The organism is Mesorhizobium sp. M0778 (assembly GCF_040320105.1).
GTDB lineage: Bacteria > Pseudomonadota > Alphaproteobacteria > Rhizobiales > Rhizobiaceae > Mesorhizobium.
The window spans coordinates 122,652-141,851 of sequence record NZ_JAMYPA010000004.1 but is presented as its reverse complement, the minus strand read 5'-3'; the positions used below and the strand labels follow the sequence as shown (position 1 = coordinate 141,851).

At 63.0% G+C, this 19,200-nt stretch carries 17 protein-coding genes; 10 read left to right on the top strand and 7 right to left on the bottom strand.

All coding sequences use genetic code 11. The annotated features are described in order from the left end of the window. Positions 1 to 3 precede the first annotated feature (3 nt). From NKI22_RS08090 to amaB, 6 genes are all read left to right on the top strand, one after another. Complete coding sequence (locus NKI22_RS08090) at positions 4 to 2,415, top strand: circularly permuted type 2 ATP-grasp protein (protein WP_352815617.1); 2,412 nt, start codon at positions 4 to 6, stop codon at positions 2,413 to 2,415. A 7-nt stretch (positions 2,416 to 2,422) separates the two neighbouring features. Beyond that, entirely contained in the window at positions 2,423 to 3,307 is an 885-nt protein-coding gene (locus NKI22_RS08085; RefSeq protein WP_023720247.1) for a transglutaminase family protein, read from the top strand. Positions 3,308 to 3,416: 109 nt separating this feature from the next. Further along, positions 3,417 to 4,535, top strand: a complete 1,119-nt coding sequence (locus tag NKI22_RS08080; RefSeq protein WP_352815618.1) for a DNA topoisomerase IB — start codon at positions 3,417 to 3,419, stop codon at positions 4,533 to 4,535. 86 nt (positions 4,536 to 4,621) lie between these two features. Continuing rightward, positions 4,622 to 4,996, top strand: a complete 375-nt coding sequence (locus NKI22_RS08075; protein WP_023720249.1) for a YciI family protein — start codon at positions 4,622 to 4,624, stop codon at positions 4,994 to 4,996. Continuing rightward, the gene (locus tag NKI22_RS08070; RefSeq protein WP_352590661.1) at positions 4,993 to 6,255 is read left to right on the top strand and encodes an RNA polymerase sigma factor; all 1,263 of its coding nucleotides are present in this window, start codon (positions 4,993 to 4,995) and stop codon (positions 6,253 to 6,255) included. The genes NKI22_RS08075 and NKI22_RS08070 overlap by 4 nt, the downstream gene beginning before the upstream one ends. Positions 6,256 to 6,438: 183 nt before the next feature. Beyond that, positions 6,439 to 7,950, top strand: coding sequence for an L-piperidine-6-carboxylate dehydrogenase (amaB, locus tag NKI22_RS08065; protein WP_352815638.1), 1,512 nt, complete (start codon positions 6,439 to 6,441; stop codon positions 7,948 to 7,950). 59 nt (positions 7,951 to 8,009) lie between these two features. On the opposite strand, the gene NKI22_RS08060 is transcribed toward amaB, so the two are convergent. Continuing rightward, entirely contained in the window at positions 8,010 to 8,873 is an 864-nt protein-coding gene (locus NKI22_RS08060; RefSeq protein WP_352590664.1) for a hypothetical protein, read from the bottom strand. A gap of 725 nt (positions 8,874 to 9,598) precedes the next feature. Between NKI22_RS08060 and NKI22_RS08055 the strand changes: the two genes are divergently transcribed. Both NKI22_RS08055 and NKI22_RS08050 read left to right on the top strand, forming a co-directional pair. Then, entirely contained in the window at positions 9,599 to 10,411 is an 813-nt protein-coding gene (locus NKI22_RS08055; RefSeq protein ID WP_023720252.1) for a nucleotidyltransferase family protein, read from the top strand. Further along, positions 10,404 to 11,156 carry a metallophosphoesterase family protein gene (locus NKI22_RS08050; protein ID WP_254817011.1) on the top strand — a complete coding sequence of 251 codons (753 nt, stop codon included), beginning with the start codon at positions 10,404 to 10,406 and terminating at the stop codon, positions 11,154 to 11,156. Before NKI22_RS08055 ends, NKI22_RS08050 begins: the two co-directional genes overlap by 8 nt. Before the next feature lie 48 nt (positions 11,157 to 11,204). Here NKI22_RS08050 and NKI22_RS08045 read toward each other — a convergent pair whose 3' ends face one another. The 3 genes from NKI22_RS08045 to NKI22_RS08035 all read right to left on the bottom strand — a co-directional run bounded on the left by NKI22_RS08045 (position 11,205) and on the right by NKI22_RS08035 (position 14,261). Then, a complete protein-coding gene (locus NKI22_RS08045; protein WP_084642803.1) occupies positions 11,205 to 11,384 on the bottom strand; it encodes a hypothetical protein in 180 nt (59 codons plus the stop codon). Positions 11,385 to 11,475: 91 nt separating this feature from the next. Continuing rightward, positions 11,476 to 13,089 (bottom strand): DHA2 family efflux MFS transporter permease subunit, encoded by a 1,614-nt coding sequence (locus tag NKI22_RS08040; RefSeq protein ID WP_352481992.1) that lies wholly within the window; start codon positions 13,087 to 13,089, stop codon positions 11,476 to 11,478. Next, a complete protein-coding gene (locus NKI22_RS08035; protein ID WP_352481994.1) occupies positions 13,086 to 14,261 on the bottom strand; it encodes an HlyD family secretion protein in 1,176 nt (391 codons plus the stop codon). Before NKI22_RS08035 ends, NKI22_RS08040 begins: the two co-directional genes overlap by 4 nt. A 272-nt stretch (positions 14,262 to 14,533) precedes the next feature. Here NKI22_RS08035 and NKI22_RS08030 point away from each other — a divergent pair, with 272 nt between their 5' ends. After that, positions 14,534 to 14,965, top strand: a complete 432-nt coding sequence (locus NKI22_RS08030; RefSeq protein ID WP_023720256.1) for a hypothetical protein — start codon at positions 14,534 to 14,536, stop codon at positions 14,963 to 14,965. A gap of 351 nt (positions 14,966 to 15,316) precedes the next feature. On the opposite strand, the gene NKI22_RS08025 is transcribed toward NKI22_RS08030, so the two are convergent. The 3 genes from NKI22_RS08025 to NKI22_RS08015 all read right to left on the bottom strand — a co-directional run bounded on the left by NKI22_RS08025 (position 15,317) and on the right by NKI22_RS08015 (position 17,819). Beyond that, a complete protein-coding gene (locus NKI22_RS08025) occupies positions 15,317 to 16,507 on the bottom strand; it encodes an NADH-quinone oxidoreductase subunit D (protein WP_023720257.1) in 1,191 nt (396 codons plus the stop codon). Positions 16,508 to 16,573: 66 nt separating this feature from the next. Beyond that, positions 16,574 to 16,999, bottom strand: coding sequence for a hypothetical protein (locus NKI22_RS08020; RefSeq protein ID WP_023720258.1), 426 nt, complete (start codon positions 16,997 to 16,999; stop codon positions 16,574 to 16,576). A 145-nt stretch (positions 17,000 to 17,144) separates the two neighbouring features. Beyond that, a complete protein-coding gene (locus NKI22_RS08015; protein ID WP_023720260.1) occupies positions 17,145 to 17,819 on the bottom strand; it encodes a DUF2161 domain-containing phosphodiesterase in 675 nt (224 codons plus the stop codon). Positions 17,820 to 18,182: 363 nt separating this feature from the next. Between NKI22_RS08015 and NKI22_RS08010 the strand changes: the two genes are divergently transcribed. Beyond that, a complete protein-coding gene (locus NKI22_RS08010) occupies positions 18,183 to 19,010 on the top strand; it encodes a phosphogluconate dehydrogenase C-terminal domain-containing protein (RefSeq protein ID WP_023720261.1) in 828 nt (275 codons plus the stop codon). The last annotated feature ends 190 nt before the right edge of the window (positions 19,011 to 19,200 follow it).

The following is a 19,200-nucleotide window of genomic DNA, read 5'->3' as shown; positions in this document are numbered from 1 at the left end:
GCCATGGCGAAGGGGAATCACAAAAAGCTGCGCAGCAAGCCGCAGACCCACAGTCTGCTGGAGCACTATCAACCGATCGACGGCGTCGTCGACGAGATGGTCGATGCGTCGGGCAATCCGCGGCCGGCCTGGCGGCACTTCATCGAGGCACTGGAGGACCTGGGGCCGGAAAAGCTTGCCCAGCGTTTTGCCCGCGCCGACCAGTACCTGCGCGATGCCGGCGTCTACTACCGCGTCTACGACAAGGCCGGCGCCAATGAGCGGGAATGGCCGCTGGCGCATGTGCCGCTGCTGATCGAGGAGGAGGAATGGGCTGACATCAGCGCCGGCCTGGTCCAGCGCGCCGATCTGTTCGAGGAGACCATCGCCGACATTTACGGGCCGAACCGGCTGGTCGAGAAAGGCATTCTGCCGGCTGGATTGATCGCGGCCAGCTCGGAATATTTGCGGCCGGTCGTCGGCACCAGGCCTGCCAGCGGCCATTTCCTGCATTTCTGCGCCTTCGAGCTCGGTCGTGGCCCGGACGGCCGCTGGTGGGTGCTTGGCGACCGCACCCAGGCGCCATCGGGCGCCGGCTTTGCGCTGGAAAACCGCGTCGCCACCACAAGGGCACTGTCCGACATTTACGGCGAGATGCATGTGCACCGCTTGGCCGGTTTCTTCCGCCGTTTTCGCGATGCGCTGATCGGCATGGCCAAGCAAGCCGGCGGCCGTGTCGCCATCCTGACGCCGGGACCGCTGAACGAGACCTATTATGAACATGCCTATATCGCCCGCTATCTCGGCATCATGCTGCTCGAGGGCGAGGACCTGACTGTCTCCGGCGGCAGGCTGATGGTGCGCACAGTTTCGGGGCTGATGCCGGTCAGCGTCTTGTGGCGACGGCTCGACGCTGCCTTTGCCGATCCGCTCGAGTTGCGGTCGGACTCGCAGATCGGCACGCCGGGGCTGGTCGAAGCGGTTCGGCAAGGGGCGGTTTCGGCCGTCAATGCACTGGGTTCCGGCCTGATGGAGACGCGCGCTCTGCTCGCCTTCCTGCCGAAGATTTCGCGCGCCCTGCGCAATGAGGAACTGCTGCTGCCGACCGTCGCGACATGGTGGTGCGGGCAGGATACGGAGCGCGAACATGTGCTCGCCAATATCGATGGCATGGTGATCGGCCCGGCACTGTCGACGCGGCTTGCCTTCGAGGACGACGGCTCGACCAAGCTCGGGTCAGCGCTGTCGGCCGAGGAACGGGCCGAGCTCGTCGCCCGGATCGAACAAGACGGCGGCGACTTTGTCGGCCAGGAAGCGGTGACGCTGTCGACCACTCCTGTCTATGTCAGCGGCTGGCTGGAGCCGCGGCCGGCAAGCCTGCGCGTCTATCTGGCGCGGACGCCGGAAGGCTGGACCGTGATGCCGGGCGGTTTTGCCCGTGTCGGCTTCTCGCTCGACCCGACGGCCATCGCCATGCAGCGCGGCGGCCAGGCGGCGGATGTTTGGGTGGTCAGCGACAGGCCGGTGGAGCGTGAGACGCTGCTGCCGCAGGAGCATGACAGCTTCACCCGAACCTTGCCGGGCAGCCTGCCCAGCCGCGCGGCGGAAAACCTGACATGGCTCGGCCGCTATATCGAGCGATCGGAAGACACGGTGCGCATCCTGCGCGCCTACCACGTGCGGCTGGCCGAGACATCCGATCCCGAGATGCCGCTGCTCGCCGACATCAGGGACTATCTCGCGCCGTTCGGTATCGACGTCGAGACGGCAATCCCGTTGGGGCTCATCGGCACGCTGGACAGCGCCGTGTACAGCGCCGGGCAGATCCGCGACCGCTTCTCGCCCGATGGCTGGCTGGCATTGAAGGACCTGTCGAAGACGATCCATCAATTTGCCGTGACAGTGGCGCCGGGCGACGACGCGACAAGGGCAATGACGGTCATCCTGCGCAAGCTGGCCGGGTTTTCCGGCCTGCTGCACGAGAATATGTACCGTTTCGCCGGCTGGCGTTTCCTGGAAATCGGCCGCAGGCTCGAACGCGGCATCCAGATCGCCCGCACGCTCGCCCGACTGACCAGGGCCGAGGCGCCGGAAGGCGCGCTCGACATGATGCTGGAGATCGGCGACAGCGTTATGACCCACCGCCGGCAATATCCGGTGCAGGCGGGACGGCGTACCGTGGTCGACCTTCTGGCGCTCGATCCGCTCAACCCGCGCTCAATCCTGTTCCAGCTCGAACGGCTGAAGGCCGAAATCGCGCTGCTGCCCTCTGTCGGCGGTGAAGGCCATATGTCGCCGGCGGCCAAGGAAATCCTGCAGCTCAACACGTCGATCGCCATCAGGGAGCCCTCGGACATGACGGCCAAGGCCCTCAGCGATCTCGCCAATGAAATCGGCGGCCTCTACAACAGCCTCTCCAAAGCCTATTTCGGATAGAGACGGCATGCTCTACGACATCAGGCTTCACCTGCGTTACGACTATGATGCGGCGGCCGGCGGCGGCCGCCATCAGGTGCGTGTGCTGCCGCCGACCATCCCTGGCGTACAGCGCGTCATCGCCGCTTCACTGTCTTTTGTGCCGGCGCCCAGCGAACGCTCCGACTTTTCCGACTTTTTCGGCAACAGTGTCACCTCGATCGCCTTTCGTGACGCACATGATGCGCTCGACATCAGGATGAGCGCGCGTGTTTCAGTGTCGCGGCCGGAGCCCGGGCTCGACGTATCGCCCGACCTACGCCGGCTGAGGGAAGAACTCGGCGCGGTGCACTCGCTGGCGCCGGCTTCGCCGCATCACTTTCTGGCCGCCAGCGATCATGCCGGCATCGACCCGGCAATCACTGCCTATGCGAAAGGCAGTGCCAGCAGTTCGACGGTCGGCACGGCCATGGCTCTGTGCAACCGCATTCACCGCGATTTCACCTATGACGGCGAGGCGACCACGGTGCAGACGCGGGCCAGCGACGCCTTCGGCCTGAAGCGCGGCGTCTGCCAGGATTTTTCCCATATCATGATCGCCGGCCTGCGTGGCCTCGGCATTCCTGCAGGCTATGTCAGCGGATTCCTACGCACCATCCCGCCGCGTGGGAAGCCGCGGCTCGAAGGCGCCGACGCCATGCATGCCTGGGTCAAGGTGTGGTGCGGGCGCGATGCCGGCTGGCAGGAATTCGATCCGACCAACGGCATGCGCGCTAGCAACGATCATATCACGGTCGGCTATGGCCGCGACTACTCCGATGTGGCGCCGATCGTCGGCGTGCTGAAAACCACGGGCGGGCAGGTTGGCGAGCAGGCAGTCGACGTCATACCGGTCGTGCTCGAAAAGGCGTGACGGCACCTCCTCGTTGCACGGCGTCGTCGTTAATCTGTCCTGGCAATCAAAAGGCGGTGGAACCCGCAGCCAGCAGGCGGCTTATCTACGGAAATTCCGTGGAGAGGACATGCTGGACAAATCCGGGTCGTCGTCTGGCCGATCGGCTGTTAGGAAAGCTGCACCAAAGAACGGGGTGCCGCGGAACGGAGCGCTGGAGAACGGCGCGCACGCCTCGGCCGTTCGGGCCTCGCTCAACTATGTCGCCGACACCGAGCCCGGTATTCGCCGGCTGCGTTCAGGCAACGGGTTCTCGTACAAAGGGCCCGACGGACGTGCCGTCGACCAGGACGCGCTGGCACGCATCAAGGCGCTCGCCATTCCACCGGCCTGGACGGATGTGTGGATCTCGGCGGATGCCGACGGTCACATTCAGGCAACCGGTCGGGACCAGCGCGGGCGCAAGCAATACCGCTATCATCAGCACTGGGCGGAGGAGCGTGACGGGGTCAAATACTCGAGCCTCATCGCCTTCGCCGAAAGCCTGCCCGAATTGCGACGGCAGATCGATGCCGATCTGCGCCGTCACGGCCTGCCGCTGGAACGCGTCGTTGCGGCCATCGTCTGGCTGCTCGACAACACGATGATCCGCGTCGGCAACGCCGCCTACGCCCGCGATAACAAGAGTTTTGGGCTGACCACGCTGCGCGACCGCCATGTCGACATCAAGGGCTCGAGCCTGCGTTTTGCCTTCATCGGCAAATCCGGCAAGGAATGGAGATTGAAGCTTGTCGATCGCCGGATCGCCAAGATCGTGCGTGGAGCGCAGGACCTGCCGGGCCAGAAACTGTTCCAGTATCTCGACGAGGAAGGAAACAGGCATCCGGTGCGCTCCGACGACGTCAACCGCTATATCAGGGAGAATTCCGGTGTCGAGTTCAGCTCCAAGCATTTCAGAACGTGGGGCGGAACCATCCACGCGGCGTCGCTGTTTGCGCAAACCGAACGCCCGGAAGGCCAGGCACAACAAAAGCGGGCGATGAACGGCGTCATCGACAAGGTTGCCGAGCGGCTCGGCAATACGCGCGCCGTCTGCCGCCGCTGCTACATCCATCCGGAAGTCTTCCGCGCCTGGTCCGAAGGAGGGCTGCTTGGCGAAATGGCGGACGCCAACAGAGGCAAGCGCTCGATCGCCGGGCTCGACGACGAGGAGGCCCTGGTCTTGAGATGGCTGAAGGCGAGGGAATGACGCAGGACCGGGGGCGTATTTTTTTGTCGACGCCATGTCGGGATCGGTCCTAGTGTTTCGTCCTTTGACAGAGAAAAGGACGACCCATGCTCTACGCGATCCTCTGCTATGCCTCTGAAGACGTCGTCTGCTCCTGGAGCAAGGAGCAGGACGATGCCGTCATGGAAAAACTTATCGGCGTACAAGAGAAATATGCCAACGCCGGGCGGCTTGGCCCCGTGGCGCGGCTTTTGCCGACGACGGCGGCGACAACGCTGCGAAAGGTCAAGGGCGAATCGATCGTCATCGACGGCCCGTTTGCCGAAACCAAGGAACAGTTCCTCGGCTTCTACACGCTCGAATGCGCCGACCTCGACGAGGCCGTCGACTTCGCGCGCGAGCTTTCCGAGGTCAACCCGAGCGGCGGCTCCTACGAGATCCGGCCGGTCTCGCTCTTCAATCCCGCCAAGGTTTCCGCATGACCGAACTTGCCTGGATCAGCACGGCAATCAGCACCGCTCGCCCGCAGGCGATGGGAGCATTGCTGCGCTACTTCCGCGACCTCGACGCGGCGGAGGAAGCATTCCAGGACGCCTGCCTGAGGGCCCTGAACAACTGGCCGAAAAATGGCCCGCCGCGCGATCCGGCAGCCTGGCTGATCTTCGTCGGCCGCAACAGCGGCATCGATGCGGTGCGCAAGCGCGCCAAGCAGGCGCCGCTGCCGGAGGAGGACCAGATCTCCGATCTCGACGATGCCGAGAGCGACATCGCCGAGCGGCTGGACGGTGCGCATTACCGCGACGATATTTTGCGGCTGCTGTTCATCTGCTGCCATCCCGATCTGCCGGCCACGCAGCAGATCGCGGTGGCGTTGCGCATCGTCTCCGGCCTGACGGTCAAGCAGATCGCCCGCGCCTTCCTCGTCGGTGAAAGCGCCATGGAGCAGCGTATCACGCGCGCCAAGGCGCGTATCGCCGACGCCGGGGTGCCGTTCGAGACGCCGGGAGCGGTCGAGCGCTCCGAACGGCTCGCCGCCGTCGCCGCCATGGTCTACCTGATCTTCAACGAAGGCTATTCCAGCAACAGCGGCGAGGCGTCGGCGCGTGCGCCGCTTTGCGAAGAGGCGATCCGGCTGGCCCGGCTGCTGCTCAGGCTATTCCAGACCGAGCCGGAGATCATGGGGCTGACGGCGCTGTTGCTGCTGCAGCATGCACGCGCGCCGGCTCGCTTCGACGAGAACGGCGAGATCGTGCTGCTCGAAGACCAGGACCGCAGCCTGTGGAGCCGCAAGATGATCGATGAAGGCCTGGCGCTGGTCGATAAGGCGTTGCGCCATCGCAAGCCCGGTCCCTACCAGGTGCAAGCGGCGATCGCCGCGCTGCATGCACGGGCGGAAAAGCCCGAGGATACGGACTGGAACGAGATCGACCTGCTCTACGGGCTGCTCGAGCAGATGCAGCCGTCGCCGGTGGTGACGCTCAACCGCGCCGTCGCCGTCTCCAAGGTGCGTGGGCCGGAAGCCGCACTCGCCATGATCGAGCCGCTGGAGCAAAGGCTTTCCGGCTATTTCCACTTCTTCGGCCTCAAGGGCGGCCTGCTGATGCAGCTTGGCCGCGGCGACGAGGCGCGTGTCGCTTTCGACCGCGCCATCGCGCTTGCCAATACGGCCGCCGAGGCGGCGCATATCCGCATGCATATCGACCGGCTGATGAAAGAAGGCGCCAAGCAAACGGCGCATTGATCCGACGCCTCCGCCTGGTTCAACGGTCTGACCTTTGCTTAGACCATGCCGGGGTGGCGATTTTTCCCTGAAACGAGTAATGCCACGCCATGACAGTGCCCGATGTGCCGACCGGCACGGAGACGGCGTGCCACAAGGCTTTGACCGACGCCATATGAGCGACGGGATCTGAAAGGGATGAAAATGACGATTGCGAAGGAAACGGCCGGGCTTCTGGCGAAACTGGGCGTTGCCGAGGGCGCGCTTACGGGCGGCGATCTCATCGTGCGCAGCCCGGTGACCGGCGAGCAGATCGCCGCGCTGAAGACCATCTCGCCGGCCGATGCGGCGACGACCATCGACAAGGCGCACAGGGCTTTCCTGGCGTGGCGGCAGGTGCCAGCTCCCAAGCGTGGCGAACTGGTACGGCTGCTCGGCGAGGAATTGCGCACCCACAAGGCCGAGCTTGGCCGGTTGGTATCGATCGAAGTCGGCAAGATTCCATCCGAGGGTCTTGGGGAAGTGCAGGAGATGATCGACATCTGCGATTTCGCCGTCGGTCTCTCCCGGCAATTGTACGGCCTGACCATCGCCACCGAGCGCCCCGGCCACCGCATGATGGAGACCTGGCATCCGCTCGGCGTCGTCGGCGTCATTTCGGCCTTCAATTTCCCGGTGGCGGTCTGGTCGTGGAACGCAGCGCTGGCGCTGGTCTGCGGCGACGCGGTGGTGTGGAAGCCGTCCGAGAAGACACCGCTGACGGCGCTCGCCTGCGAAGCGATCTTCAAGCGCGCGGCAAAGCGTTTCGGCGATGCGCCGGAAGGGCTGGTGCCGGTGCTGATCGGCGATCGCGCCGTCGGCGAGATCCTGGTCGACCATCCGAAGGTGCCGTTGGTCTCCGCCACCGGTTCGACGCGCATGGGCAGGGATGTCGGCCCACGGCTGGCGAAGCGCTTTGCCCGTGCCGTGCTGGAGCTCGGCGGCAACAATGCCGGCATCGTCTGCCCGACGGCCGATCTCGACATGGCGCTGCGCGCGATCGCCTTTGGAGCGATGGGCACGGCCGGCCAGCGCTGCACGACGCTGCGGCGCCTGTTCGTGCATGAGAGCGTCTATGACCAGCTCGTTCCGCGCCTGAAGAAGGCCTATGAAAGCGTCTCGGTCGGCAATCCGCTGGAGACAAGCGCTCTCGTCGGCCCGTTGATCGACAAGGCTGCCTACGACAACATGCAGAAGGCGTTGGAGGAGGCGGCTTCGCATGGCGGTAAGATAACCGGCGGAATGCGGGTCGAGAACGGCCAGCCTGAGGCCCACTATGTGCGTCCGGCGCTGGTCGAAATGCCGAAGCAGGTGTCACCGGTGACCGAAGAGACCTTCGCGCCGATCCTCTATGTGATGAAATATTCGGATTTCGACGCCGTGCTCTATGAGCACAATGCGGTCGGCGCGGGGCTGTCGTCGTCCATCTTCACCCGCGACCTGCAGGAATCCGAGCGCTTCCTCGGCGTCGACGGTTCGGACTGCGGCATTGCCAACGTCAATATCGGCACTTCGGGGGCCGAGATCGGCGGGGCCTTCGGCGGCGAGAAGGAAACCGGCGGCGGCCGCGAGTCGGGCTCGGATGCCTGGAAAGCCTATATGCGGCGCGCTACCAATACGGTGAACTATTCCAAGGCGCTGCCGCTCGCCCAGGGCGTTTCGTTCGACATCGATTGAAATGCCAAACCTTCGTCGCGGCGGCGCCAAAGCCGCCACGACGGCGTTCGGCTCGCCGTTCAGCTGGCTTCGGAAGTTACAACACAATTGTCGAAGGCTGCATCGATGATGGCGAGCTTGACCGCCTGGGCGGTCATGTATTCCTGATAGAACTCGCTCGACACCCACATGACCGAGTGACCCCGCTGGCCCAACCAGCCGATGCTGCCGAGTTCCTCGGCATCGCGCAATTTGCGTGACAGGTGGGTCCGGGAAAGCTTGAGCCAGTTCGCGAAATCTCCGATTGAGACGACACCGGTCGGAATTCGGTCCAGGTCAGCATGATCGGGATCGACGCCAGACATCAGCCAATCCATGACGATGCCGCCATTGTCGAGCCAGGTGAACAAGGAAAAGGTCTGTCTCGGCTCCCGCACGGCATGCGACGAAAGCAGGCCGTCGGCCACCAGCGGCTGCAGTTTGGCGAGCAGGTCCGGTTGTGCGACGAATGCAGCCAGTCGAAATCCATTGTCCAGGCTGTCCAGCGTTTTCAGATGCGCCATGACCCAGCCGGCAACCGTCTCCAGAGTGCCCGCGGTCGGCTCAAAGGGGCGGATGCGCCCGTATTTGATCGGCAGATGCCGGATGAAACCGTAATGCAGCATCTCCTTCAGGAAGGCGTCGGCGGTGTTGCGGCTGGCCACCGAATGCCGGCAGATGTCGTCCATGAACCGTGCAGACGTAAGTCCCTTGCGATGATCGTCCGGCTCTCGATTGAAATACAAGCCAAGGCCGATATGGGCCATCAGCCAACGCTGTTGCGCGGCGAATACGGAGGCCAGCCGCGGGTTCGCTTCATAGGTTTGGAGAAGCGTCCGCGACTGAGCCTGGACATGGCGACGCAGTGCCGGATGGCTGGCAATGTCTTCAGAAACCAGCGCCATCCCCGCCGCGCCCAATCAAATTTGCAACTGGAAATGCCGGTAACAATTTCAGCCTTCGCGGGCCGTGTCCAGAGCCGGCGCATCAGGATACGAGCTGAATCCCGCCGGCTAGTGGCTTAATTCCGCGACTTGATCGCCGAGGCCCCTGATCTCGCGAGGCGCTGATCTCGCTGCAGAAGGCTAGCCTGCTTGAACCCACCAATGATGGCTTCGCCTGTCCAGCCCGTGCTCCCGCCGATGGCGACGCGGAACCAACACAAGTTTTGCTCGTTGAAGAACGCTGATTGGACTGAGACAGTGAGGAACTACAAAATGGAGAATGGCCTTTTCGCCACGCCGCCTGCAGCGTTCCGGAAAACAGAGTCGGTTTGGCTACGGGCGCTCAAGTGGCTGTTACGCCGGGTGCGCAGCGCCTCCGACAGCTCGGGAACCATGTTGAAACCAATCCTTTCCGGACCCGAGAATGATAGCGGGCCCACTACGCCTCGACGCGCTTGAGGCCGAAGCGCGCTGCGATCTTGACGCCAAAAATAACCGCTCACATGTCTCTTTATGGCTGCCGCCGCGGCCGAGAGCCATGACCGCTTTGAAGGCCCGCCACCGCGGCGTGTTCGCCTGATGCAGCAGGCGAGAGCGGCGGTGGCACGCAGCGGCGGGAACCATCGGGCATGCTTGGCTATTAGATACAGGCGGCTGCTGGTCTGCCGGGCCAGGAGCCATTTGCTATGATCATCAATCCCCCACCGGAAAGCGCCATCCCGGCATCCGTTCCGTCGGTCGATCCAAAAGCCGCCCCGACGCCTCGCAATGCCGAAGCGGAGGTCTTTTATATCGAAGCGATCCGCGAGCTTGTCGCGACGGGCATCCCCTTTCTCGTCGCCGGCACCTATGCCGTAAGCGCCTATACCGGGATCATCCGCCCGACCAAGGATCTCGACATTTTCTGCAAGGCCGGCGACTGCCCGCGCATCCTCGCCCATTTCAAGCAGATCGGCTATGCGGTCGTGGTCGAGGACGACCGGTGGCTCGGCAAGGTGTTCAGGGGCACGCATTTTTTCGACGTCATCTTCACCTCGATGAACGGCACAATGCCTGTCGACGACCAGTGGCTGGAGCATGCTCGCCAGGCCGAATTGCTGGGCAGCCACGTGCGGATCATCGGCCCAACCGAGCTTATCTGGTCCAAATGCTTCATCCAGGACCGCGGCCGGCATGATGGCGCCGACGTCGCGCACACCATCCTCAAGGCGCACGACCAGATCGACTGGCAAAGGCTGCTTTCCTACATGGAAGTTCATTGGGAAGTCTTGCTGATGCATCTCTTGAACTTCAGATGGATCTATCCGACGGAGCGAGACCGTGTGCCCGCGTGGCTGCTCGACGAGTTGCTCGACCGGCTGGCCAAGCAGCGCGAATTGCCGCCTTCCCGGATGCGGATCTGCCGCGGGCGCATGCTTTCACGAACCGACTATGAGATCGACGTCAAGCAATGGGGCTTTGCCGACGTCGGCGGTGAAGGAGAATATAGCGATGGCTGACGAGCTCGAATCTGCTTCGGCAAAGGCCGAAAACGGCGGCACACTCAAGGTCGCCGCCATCGGCGATCTGCATGTCGGCAAGGAGGACCAGGCGTCGTACCGCGATCTTTTCGGCGAGATGTCGCGCGAAGCCCAGGTTCTCGTGCTGACCGGCGACCTTACCAATCTCGGCAAGCCTCGGGAGGCCGAAATCCTTGCCGAGGAACTGCGTGCCTGCACGATCCCGGTCGTCGCCGTACTTGGCAACCACGACTATGAGTCAGGCGCCGTCGAGCAGGTCACCGACATTTTGCGTCAGGCGGGCGTTCATCTCCTCGACGGCGAGGCGACGGAGATTCACGAGGTCGGGTTCGTTGGGGTCAAGGGTTTCGTTGGCGGTTTTGGATCGCGCATGCTCGGCTCCTTTGGCGAACCGGCGATCAAGTCGATGGTGGCGGAAAGCGTGAACGAAGCGATGCGGCTTGAAAACGCGATGCGGCAGGTCCGCGCCAAACGCACGCTTGTCGTTCTGCACTACGCGCCTGTCGTCGAGACGGTCGAAGGCGAGCCGCTGGAGATTTTCCCGTTTCTCGGTTCGTCACGCCTGGCCGAGACAATAGACCGGTTCCAGGTCAGCGCAGTGGTGCATGGCCATGCGCATCGTGGCGCCTATGAGGGCCGTACGCCGGGCGGAGCGTCGGTCTATAACGTTGCCATGCATGTCGCCAAGCCGACCGGCCGCCCCTACGCCATGCTCGAAATCTGACAGGCGGCGCCGCTGGCGCAAGCAATCGCCAGACAGGCTGCAGAACGATCACGGCAACTGCCGGCTGAAAGACATCCGCTTCGGCGGAATATCGTTTTCATCCGGATTGGGAATGGGGTCCTCGTCGGGGAGCCTGTCGGGGTCCGGCTCACGCACGGGCTTGGGATCGGGGATGGGAGGCGGTGGTACCGGGGTCGGTGTTGGCTCGGGTGTGGGAATAGTGGCCATCGTGATCATCTCCTCTTGGCGCAGAACAACGCAATGGGTCAGCTGGTTCCCGGCTTCCTCGTTTTTGGAACCACACCGTCGCGCCTGCGGGTCAGCCCATCTCCGGATTCTCGTGTCTGCTGCCCGACTTGCCTGACCGCAGCAGCAGGGCAAGCGGAACGAGCAGGGCGGTTGCCACCGCGCAATAGCGGAAGACATCGACGTAGGCGAGCAGCGTGGCCTGGCGGGCGATCAACTGGCCGAGCCAGCCGATCGCCTGCTGCTTCGCCTCGACCAGCGGCGAACCATGAGCGACGAAATGCTCGGTCGCCTGCCTAAGCACCTGCTGATAGGCGGGCGACGATTGTACGGTGTGGCCGACCAGATTCGATTGATGGATCTGGGAGCTTTGCGCAATGACGGTGTTGGACAGCGAGACGCCGATGCTGCCGCCGATATTGCGTGCAACGTTGATCAGCGCCGATGCCTGGTTGGTCTGTTGCGGGGGCAGGCCGACATAGGCCGCGGTCGAGATGGGAATGAACAGGAACGGCAGCCCTACCATCAGGAAGACACGGGCAAAGGCAAAGAAGCGGAAGCTGGCGTCCGGGGTAAGCGAGGTCATGTGCCAAAGCGCGACTGCGACCACCGACATGCCCACCATGATCAGGTATTTGGGCTGCACGATGCTGCCTACAAATCCGGACACCGGCATCAAGATCAGCATGGCGATGCCGCCCGGCATCATCGAAAGGCCCGACAGCGTCGCGGTGTAGGCAAATGTCGTCTGCTGCAGCTGCGGCACGATCTGGGTGGTGCTGAACAGGATAGCACCGACCGCCATCATAACCAGGAAGGCCGTGCCGAACTGGCGCGTGAACAATAGGCGCATGTCGACGACCGGATCGCTGTGACTGATTTCCCATGGGATAAGCAGCAGAAACGCGATCGCGGAAATCACTGCGAAAGTCGTGATGAAATCCGAGGCGAACCAATCGTAGCGCTGGCCCCGGTCGAGGAAGATCTCCAGGCACCCCAATGCGGTGGCCACCAGGACGAACCCGACCCCGTCGATCTTCAGGCCACCTTTCAGCCGTTCCTTGCGTTCGCGTTCGAGTACGTCCGGTTCGACCAACAGCCATTGCACCAGTGCCAGCGAAAGGATGCCGAACGGCACGTTGATGAAGAAGATCCAGTGCCAGGAGAAATGGTCCGTCAGCCAGCCGCCGATCGTCGGCCCGACCGTTGGTGCGACGATGACGGCAATGCCGTAAAGCGCGAAGGCTTGCGAGCGCTTTTCCGGCGGAAAGGTATCGGCCAGGATCGATTGTTCGCTTGGCGCCATGCCGCCGCCGCCGAGGCCCTGAAGGATCCTGAACAGGATGAGCAGTTCCAGGTTGGGCGCCAGTCCGCACAGCAGCGACGCGACGGTGAAGGTCGCCACGCAAAGCATGTAGTAGCGCTTGCGGCCGATGACGCTTGCCAGCCAGCCGCTGACCGGGATGATCACCGAGTTGGCCACAAGATAGGTGGTAATGACCCAGGTGCTTTCGTCCATTCCGGCCGCCAGGCTGCCGGCGATGTTGCGCAGGGCGACATTGGCGATCGAGGTGTCCAGCACCAGCATGAACGTGGCGATGGAAACGACAATGGCGATGAGCCAGGGATTGTGCGTCCCGGCGGCGGATCGGCTTTCGCCCTGATTTCTGGCTGCTTCGCCGTTCATCGCACCTTGACCGTCGGCACCACCGACAGCCCTGGGCCGAGAAGCACATCCGGCGGCTTGTCGAAGACGATCTTGACCGGCACGCGCTGCACCACCTTGACGTAGTTGCCGGTGGCATTTTCAGCCGGCAGGAGGCTGAAGGCGGTGCCGCTGCCGGCCTGGATGCTGTCGACGCGGCCATGGAAGGACTTGTCCGGGTACGCGTCGATATCGATGTCGACCGGTTGTCCCTGCCGCATCAGGTCGAGCTGCGTCTCCTTGAAATTGGCCCTCACCCAGACCTCGTCGGGAACGAACATCATCAATACCTGGCCGGGTTGGGCGTAGGTGCCGTCAGCGGCCGAAATGCTCGTTGCCCGCCCGGCTGCGGGTGCTGTGATGGTCGTGCGCGACAGCGTCGTGCGTGCTTGCTCCTGGCTGGCTTTGGCCTGTTCGAGCTGCGCCTCGGCGCTCCTGGCTTGTGCCTGCAAGACCGAAACCTGGCTTTTTGCTGAGGCGACATTGGCCTCGGCACTGTCCAGCGCGGCCTGATCCTGACGCAGCGTCGATGCCGCTTGCTGCGCCTGCTGCTGCGTTGCCGTGCCCTTGGCCAGGAGTTCGCGATTGCGTTGATCCTCTGCCTTGGCGAAATCCAGCGCTGCCTTGGCCTGTGCAACCTGCCTCTGGGCAGCGTTCACCTTTGCGTTTTGAGCCTCGATCTGAGCGGTGACATTGACGATTTCGGCTTCGGCCGCGGCGACGCCGGCATCGGCCTGCTTCAGATTTGCCTGATAGTCGCTGTCGTCGATGCGCAGGAGGACATCACCTGCCTGCACGTGCTGATTGTCGCTAACCGCCAGCTCGGTAATGCGGCCGGCGATTTGGGCGCCGATCGTCACCGTGCGGGCGTCGATGAAGGCGTCGTCGGTCGATTCGTACTGGCGAGCGTTCAGCCACCAGATCACGACGCCTGCCGCGACGAGCAACAGCGCAAGCGCAACCGCCGCCGTCGCATAGGGATGGCGCTTGGGAAAGCCGAGCAGACCGGCCTTTCGTTGCGAGGCATCCCCGTCGGGCTTTTCCTGCCGCGGCTCTGCCGATCGCTCACGAGATTCTCGAACCCGGGCCGGTTGCTCCCGAGTTTCATTTACAGGCTCGACGTCTTGTTCGACGCTTTGAGGCTTCGTGTCCAACGGAATGGCTTTCAAGACTGATATTGCAGCAGCCGGGGCGGACGCAAAGCCAAACCGCGAGCTTCCGCAAAAGTTCCTGCCCGGAATGGGTTCGGTTACCGGGGCGACGTCGAACCCACTGAGCGGCGCCGGCGCGTTGGAACCGAGCGCCGCTTCACCGGGCAGGTGATCCGTACGCCTCATGTTGCGGTGATCCGGCCTTGTCAGCGCTCCACGGCGCGATAATTGCTCATATAGGCGTGGGCGAATTCACCTGTCGACAGGAGCCGACCATGAAACATCAAACACTCGACCAACTGCATGCCGTCGCGGAAGTTGAGTCCTTCGCGGCGTATCCGGCGATGAGCCGAAACCAGCGGATTGAACGTTGGGCAGAACTTCTCGAGCAAAACCCGACGCGATGCCTTGGGGCGCTTCCAGGCACCGAATATATGAACAGGGAAGCGCGCGACAGATCGCGTGGCGCTGGGACGCCGCTCACTGTCGCTTTCGAGGATCCGGTTCTGCGTGCCATGGGCTTGAACGACGATACCTATGGTGAGGCAAAGCGCTTCTTCGAACTGAGCGACCGGCAGTTGCACCAAATCGTTTGCCATTGCCACGTTGGCGCCACGATGCAAGCGCGATGGGCCGCTGCCAGGGTGCGCGGGATAGTTCGCGGCAACAGATTTGTTGCCTGGATGAAGGGCTTGATCGTGCATTGACGCGATACGAGGAACGGCGGAACACGCGTTCTTTCCGCGCTGCGGGGAGCGCTTCCGAACTTGGAAGGACTCGTGCCCGTCAGGCCGCGCAGATTGTGAAACTCCTTGACGCTTGGCTGCGCCTTGTCGCGGCCATGCGTCCGTCTTTGATGCGAGAATTTGAGTTGGCCCGCCGCAATTGAGAGCCTTCGTCCGACGGGCGTTCGAGCGCCGTCCAGGCATGTGCGATCTGGCTAGGGACAACAATCCCGCGATCGTGGAAGATCCTTCGACCTGGTGAGCGGCCGATCTCTCCAAACACCCTTCGATCCGCTCTAGCGGTCGATCTCTCCAAATACCCTTCGACCCACTTTAGCGGTCGATCTCTCCAAATACGATGTCGAGCGAGCCGATGATCGCGGCAACATCGGCGATCATATGGCCTCGGGACAGGAAATCCATCGCCTGCAGGTGGGCGAAGGAAGGTGCGCGGATCTTGCATCGGTAGGGAATGTTGCCTCCGTCCGATACGAGGTAGACGCCGAACTCGCCCTTCGGCGCCTCGACGGCGGCATAGACTTCACCGCGCGGCACGCGAATGCCTTCTGTATAAAGTTTGAAGTGGTGGATCGTCGCTTCCATCGAGCGCTTCATCGTGGCACGCGGCGGCGGCGTGATCTTGCGGTTCGGGATCGCGACCGGCCCCTGGCCTTCGGGTGAGCGCAACTTTTCCAGACATTGCCGCATGATCCGGACCGACTGGCGCATTTCCTCCATGCGTACGAGATAGCGGTCGTAGCAGTCGCCATGCTTGCCGACCGGGATATCGAAATCCATCTCCGGATAGCATTCGTATGGCTGCGCCTTGCGCAGATCCCAGGAGGCGCCCGATCCGCGCACCATCACGCCGGAGAAGGCCCAGGCCCAGGCATCGTCAAGGCCGATCACGCCGACATCGACATTGCGCTGCTTGAAAATGCGGTTCTCGGTCAACAGCCCTTCGAGATTGTCGCAGACCTTGAGGAACGGATCGCAGAAATTCCAGATGTCGTCGAGGAGCTCCGGCGGCAGATCCTGATGCACGCCGCCGACCCTGAAATAATTTGCGTGCATGCGGGCGCCGGACGCGCGCTCGTAAAAGACCATCAGCTTCTCGCGCTCGGCGAAACCCCAGAGCGGCGGCGTCAGCGCGCCGATGTCCATGGCTTGCGTGGTGACGTTGAGGAGGTGCGACAGGAGCCGGCCTATTTCGCAGAAAAGCACGCGAATGAGTTGCCCACGCTTCGGAACCGATATTTCAAGGAGCTTCTCGGCGGCGAGACAGAATGCGTGCTCCTGGTTCATCGGCGCGACGTAGTCGAGCCGGTCGAAATAGGGCAGGGCCTGCAGGTAGTTCTTGTACTCGATGAGCTTTTCGGTGCCGCGATGCAGCAGGCCGATGTGGGGATCGGCGCGTTCCACGATCTCGCCGTCGAGTTCGAGCACCAGCCGCAGGACGCCGTGAGCGGAGGGATGTTGTGGCCCGAAATTGATGGTGAAGTTGCGAACTGCAGCCTCGGCCATGACAGTCCTCCGCGATCAGGCGGGTTTCGGTTCCGTGCCGGAGCCGGCTTGTCCGCCTTCAGCCGCTCACGTCGTCGTCTGGATGATCAGCGTCAGCGTGCCGTCGCCGTCGATATTGGCGGCCACGACTTGCGTGGAATTAAGCCCGTTCGCCGCCAGTGCCGATGCCGCCTGCGGCGATGCGTCGATCGAACTTTGCAGGATACGCAAATCCTCGGCGCTGGTCTGGGTGACGACGGCCTCCGCCTGTGCCTTGATGTCAGGAGGCAGATCCTCCATCGCCACGATTGTCACTGCGGTGAAATTCTGGGCGGAGAAGGCTTGGTCAGGTGTAGCCTGGTCGGGAGTGGCCCCTTCGGGCGTGGCTTGCTCTGGCAGGGTTTGCGGGGCCGTCGGCGGGACAGGGGCAAGCTCTGGTCCCACGGATTGCGCATAGACCGGCGAGGCAAGAGCCAGTGCCGAGAGTGTGGCAATTGTCGTCGATAGCCGCATGGCCTTTCCTTCCGTTTTGCTCAGGGACGATCAATTCGGTGACGACACAACCCTCGTGTCGAAATATGGTTCCGTCACGGAGGTTGCAGTCTTGCCGAAGCCGTGATTGTCGCGGAAGCGAGCGCGAAATCCGGCGTTGCCTGTCTCAGGCAGCGGTGTGGCTGCGATGGGGCTGCGGCCAGCGCTGCAATGCTTCACGGCCCTGAGTGGTCAGTTCGTAGATCCCGCGATCGGTGCGCGCGAACCAGCGATACACGTTGTGCAGCAGGATTTTGGGCGCGTTCGGCAGGTTGGGCTTCAAGTCACGCGGCCGCTTTGGGCCGTCCGCGAGTGCTGCGGCGCATGCCAGGGCCTGCTGGCGATAGGCGGTCATGATCGGCGCACGCGAGCCGCCGCCGGCGACAGGATCGCCCTGCCGACGCCGATGTTCGTCGATTAGTTTCGAGCGGCGCCGGGAATCCCTACGCGGAGCCAATGCCGTCGGGCTGAGCAGCACCTGAACCTCGCCGTTCGTCCGCACGCCAAGCAGGCCAAAGCCGAGGCGACGGCAGAGATTGCGATACCTCACATCGCTCTCACGGCCTTTGCCACGGCCCGACATGCATGCTGCGAGCCAGACCTCGTCGCTCACCGCCATACGGTCGACGCCCTGAAGGACCAACTCGAGATTGAACTTCAGCTTTAGCTCGCAGATGACGACGATCGGTGGAGAGTCGGCACTCAGCGCCAGCAGATCGCAGCCGCCGATCTCGCCCTTGACCATGAATCCCAGGCCTTCGAGGAAGGTCTTGACCGGGCTGTAGAGTGAAGTCTCGAGCATGGGCCTTTGTTCGCTGCGAATCATCCCGCCCGATTGGCAGTTCAGCGCGATGATCGCTCATTGCCATTGAACAGGAGGTAAACGACGGCCAAACCCAAGCGATTGCTGCGGCTCGCCGGTGGCGCAGAGCCGTGCCACGGCCGCTTGCCAATTTGGTATGCTGGTATAATATGTACCTGAGGTAGCATGCCCCGCATAGCTGCGCTGTGCTGGACATCCGAGCGCCCGAGACATCGTCCAGGGCATCGTCATTTGAGCGGCGGCTCCCCGCCTTTTCTAATCCGCCAGCCGGCGGCAATGTGCATACAAGTCAATGGGATGACGATCGGCAGGGCCGTCGTTGGAAATCAGGAGTAACGGACAATGACAACGATTGCGCTGTTTGGTGCTGGCGGCAAAATGGGTTACCGCCTGTCGACCAATTTTCGCGGGTCTCCCTATACGGTACGCCATGTCGAGGTCGGCGACGCCGGCCGCGAGCGGCTTAAATCGGGCCTCGGCATCGATGCCGTCAGCGCCGATGAGGCGCTTGATGGCGCTGATGTGGTGATCCTGGCGGTGCCGGACACGCATATCGGCAAGGTCGCGGCGAGCATCGAGAGCAAGCTTCCATCAGGCACGATGGTCGTCGTGCTCGACGCCGCGGCACCTTTCGCCGGGCATTTGCCGCAGCGACCTGACCTGACCTATTTCGTCACCCACCCGTGCCATCCGCCGATCTTCAACGACGAGACCGACATGGCGGCCAAGAAGGACTATTTCGGCGGCGTCAAGGCCAAGCAGCACATGGTCAGCGCCTTGATGCAGGGGCCGGAGGAAGATTTCGCCAAGGGTGAGGCGATCGCCAAGATCATCTGGGCCCCGGTTATGCGCTCGCATCGAGTCACCGTCGATCAGATGGCGCTGCTCGAGCCCGGCCTTTCGGAAACGGTATGCGCTTCGCTGCTCGTCGTCATGAAGGAGGCCGTTGACGAGGTGGTGGCGCGCGGGGTCGACAAACAGGCGGCGCTCGACTTCCTGCTTGGCCATATGAACGTGCTTGGCGCCGTCATCTTCGGCGAGACCAAAGGCGTGTTCTCCGACGCCTGCAACAAGGCGATAGAGTTCGGCAAGCCGGTGCTGATGCGCGATGACTGGAAGCGGGTGTTCGAGCCGGAGGAGATTGCCGCGAGCATTCAGCGCATTACCTGAGGGCGCAACGCGTCGTCCGGGAACATATCACCTGAAATTGTCATTGACTCATCATACCAGTTAGCTTAGCTGTTCGATGGCTCGGACCGTCAAGCTTCGCAGCAAGCTCAGGGCCTGGACGAGTGGAGGATGGCGGGGAGACGATCGATCGAGGTGAAGCCGGCAAAGGGCTTGTGAACCTGACGCGAGC

Excerpts from the sequence above, each read along its gene's own strand:
- amaB (WP_352815638.1), top strand. The coding sequence starts at position 6,439 with ATGACGATTGCGAAGGAAACGGCCGGGCTTCTGGCGAAACTGGGCGTT.
- NKI22_RS08050 (WP_254817011.1), top strand. The coding sequence starts at position 10,404 with ATGGCTGACGAGCTCGAATCTGCTTCGGCAAAGGCCGAAAACGGCGGC.
- NKI22_RS08015 (WP_023720260.1), bottom strand. The coding sequence starts at position 17,819 with ATGCTCGAGACTTCACTCTACAGCCCGGTCAAGACCTTCCTCGAAGGC.
- NKI22_RS08070 (WP_352590661.1), top strand. The coding sequence starts at position 4,993 with ATGACCGAACTTGCCTGGATCAGCACGGCAATCAGCACCGCTCGCCCG.
- NKI22_RS08055 (WP_023720252.1), top strand. The coding sequence starts at position 9,599 with ATGATCATCAATCCCCCACCGGAAAGCGCCATCCCGGCATCCGTTCCG.
- NKI22_RS08080 (WP_352815618.1), top strand. The coding sequence starts at position 3,417 with ATGCTGGACAAATCCGGGTCGTCGTCTGGCCGATCGGCTGTTAGGAAA.
- NKI22_RS08020 (WP_023720258.1), bottom strand. The coding sequence starts at position 16,999 with ATGCGGCTATCGACGACAATTGCCACACTCTCGGCACTGGCTCTTGCC.
- NKI22_RS08045 (WP_084642803.1), bottom strand. The coding sequence starts at position 11,384 with ATGGCCACTATTCCCACACCCGAGCCAACACCGACCCCGGTACCACCG.
- NKI22_RS08090 (WP_352815617.1), top strand. The coding sequence starts at position 4 with ATGGCGAAGGGGAATCACAAAAAGCTGCGCAGCAAGCCGCAGACCCAC.
- NKI22_RS08030 (WP_023720256.1), top strand. The coding sequence starts at position 14,534 with ATGAAACATCAAACACTCGACCAACTGCATGCCGTCGCGGAAGTTGAG.
- NKI22_RS08010 (WP_023720261.1), top strand. The coding sequence starts at position 18,183 with ATGACAACGATTGCGCTGTTTGGTGCTGGCGGCAAAATGGGTTACCGC.
- NKI22_RS08060 (WP_352590664.1), bottom strand. The coding sequence starts at position 8,873 with ATGGCGCTGGTTTCTGAAGACATTGCCAGCCATCCGGCACTGCGTCGC.
- NKI22_RS08040 (WP_352481992.1), bottom strand. The coding sequence starts at position 13,089 with ATGAACGGCGAAGCAGCCAGAAATCAGGGCGAAAGCCGATCCGCCGCC.
- NKI22_RS08025 (WP_023720257.1), bottom strand. The coding sequence starts at position 16,507 with ATGGCCGAGGCTGCAGTTCGCAACTTCACCATCAATTTCGGGCCACAA.
- NKI22_RS08085 (WP_023720247.1), top strand. The coding sequence starts at position 2,423 with ATGCTCTACGACATCAGGCTTCACCTGCGTTACGACTATGATGCGGCG.
- NKI22_RS08075 (WP_023720249.1), top strand. The coding sequence starts at position 4,622 with ATGCTCTACGCGATCCTCTGCTATGCCTCTGAAGACGTCGTCTGCTCC.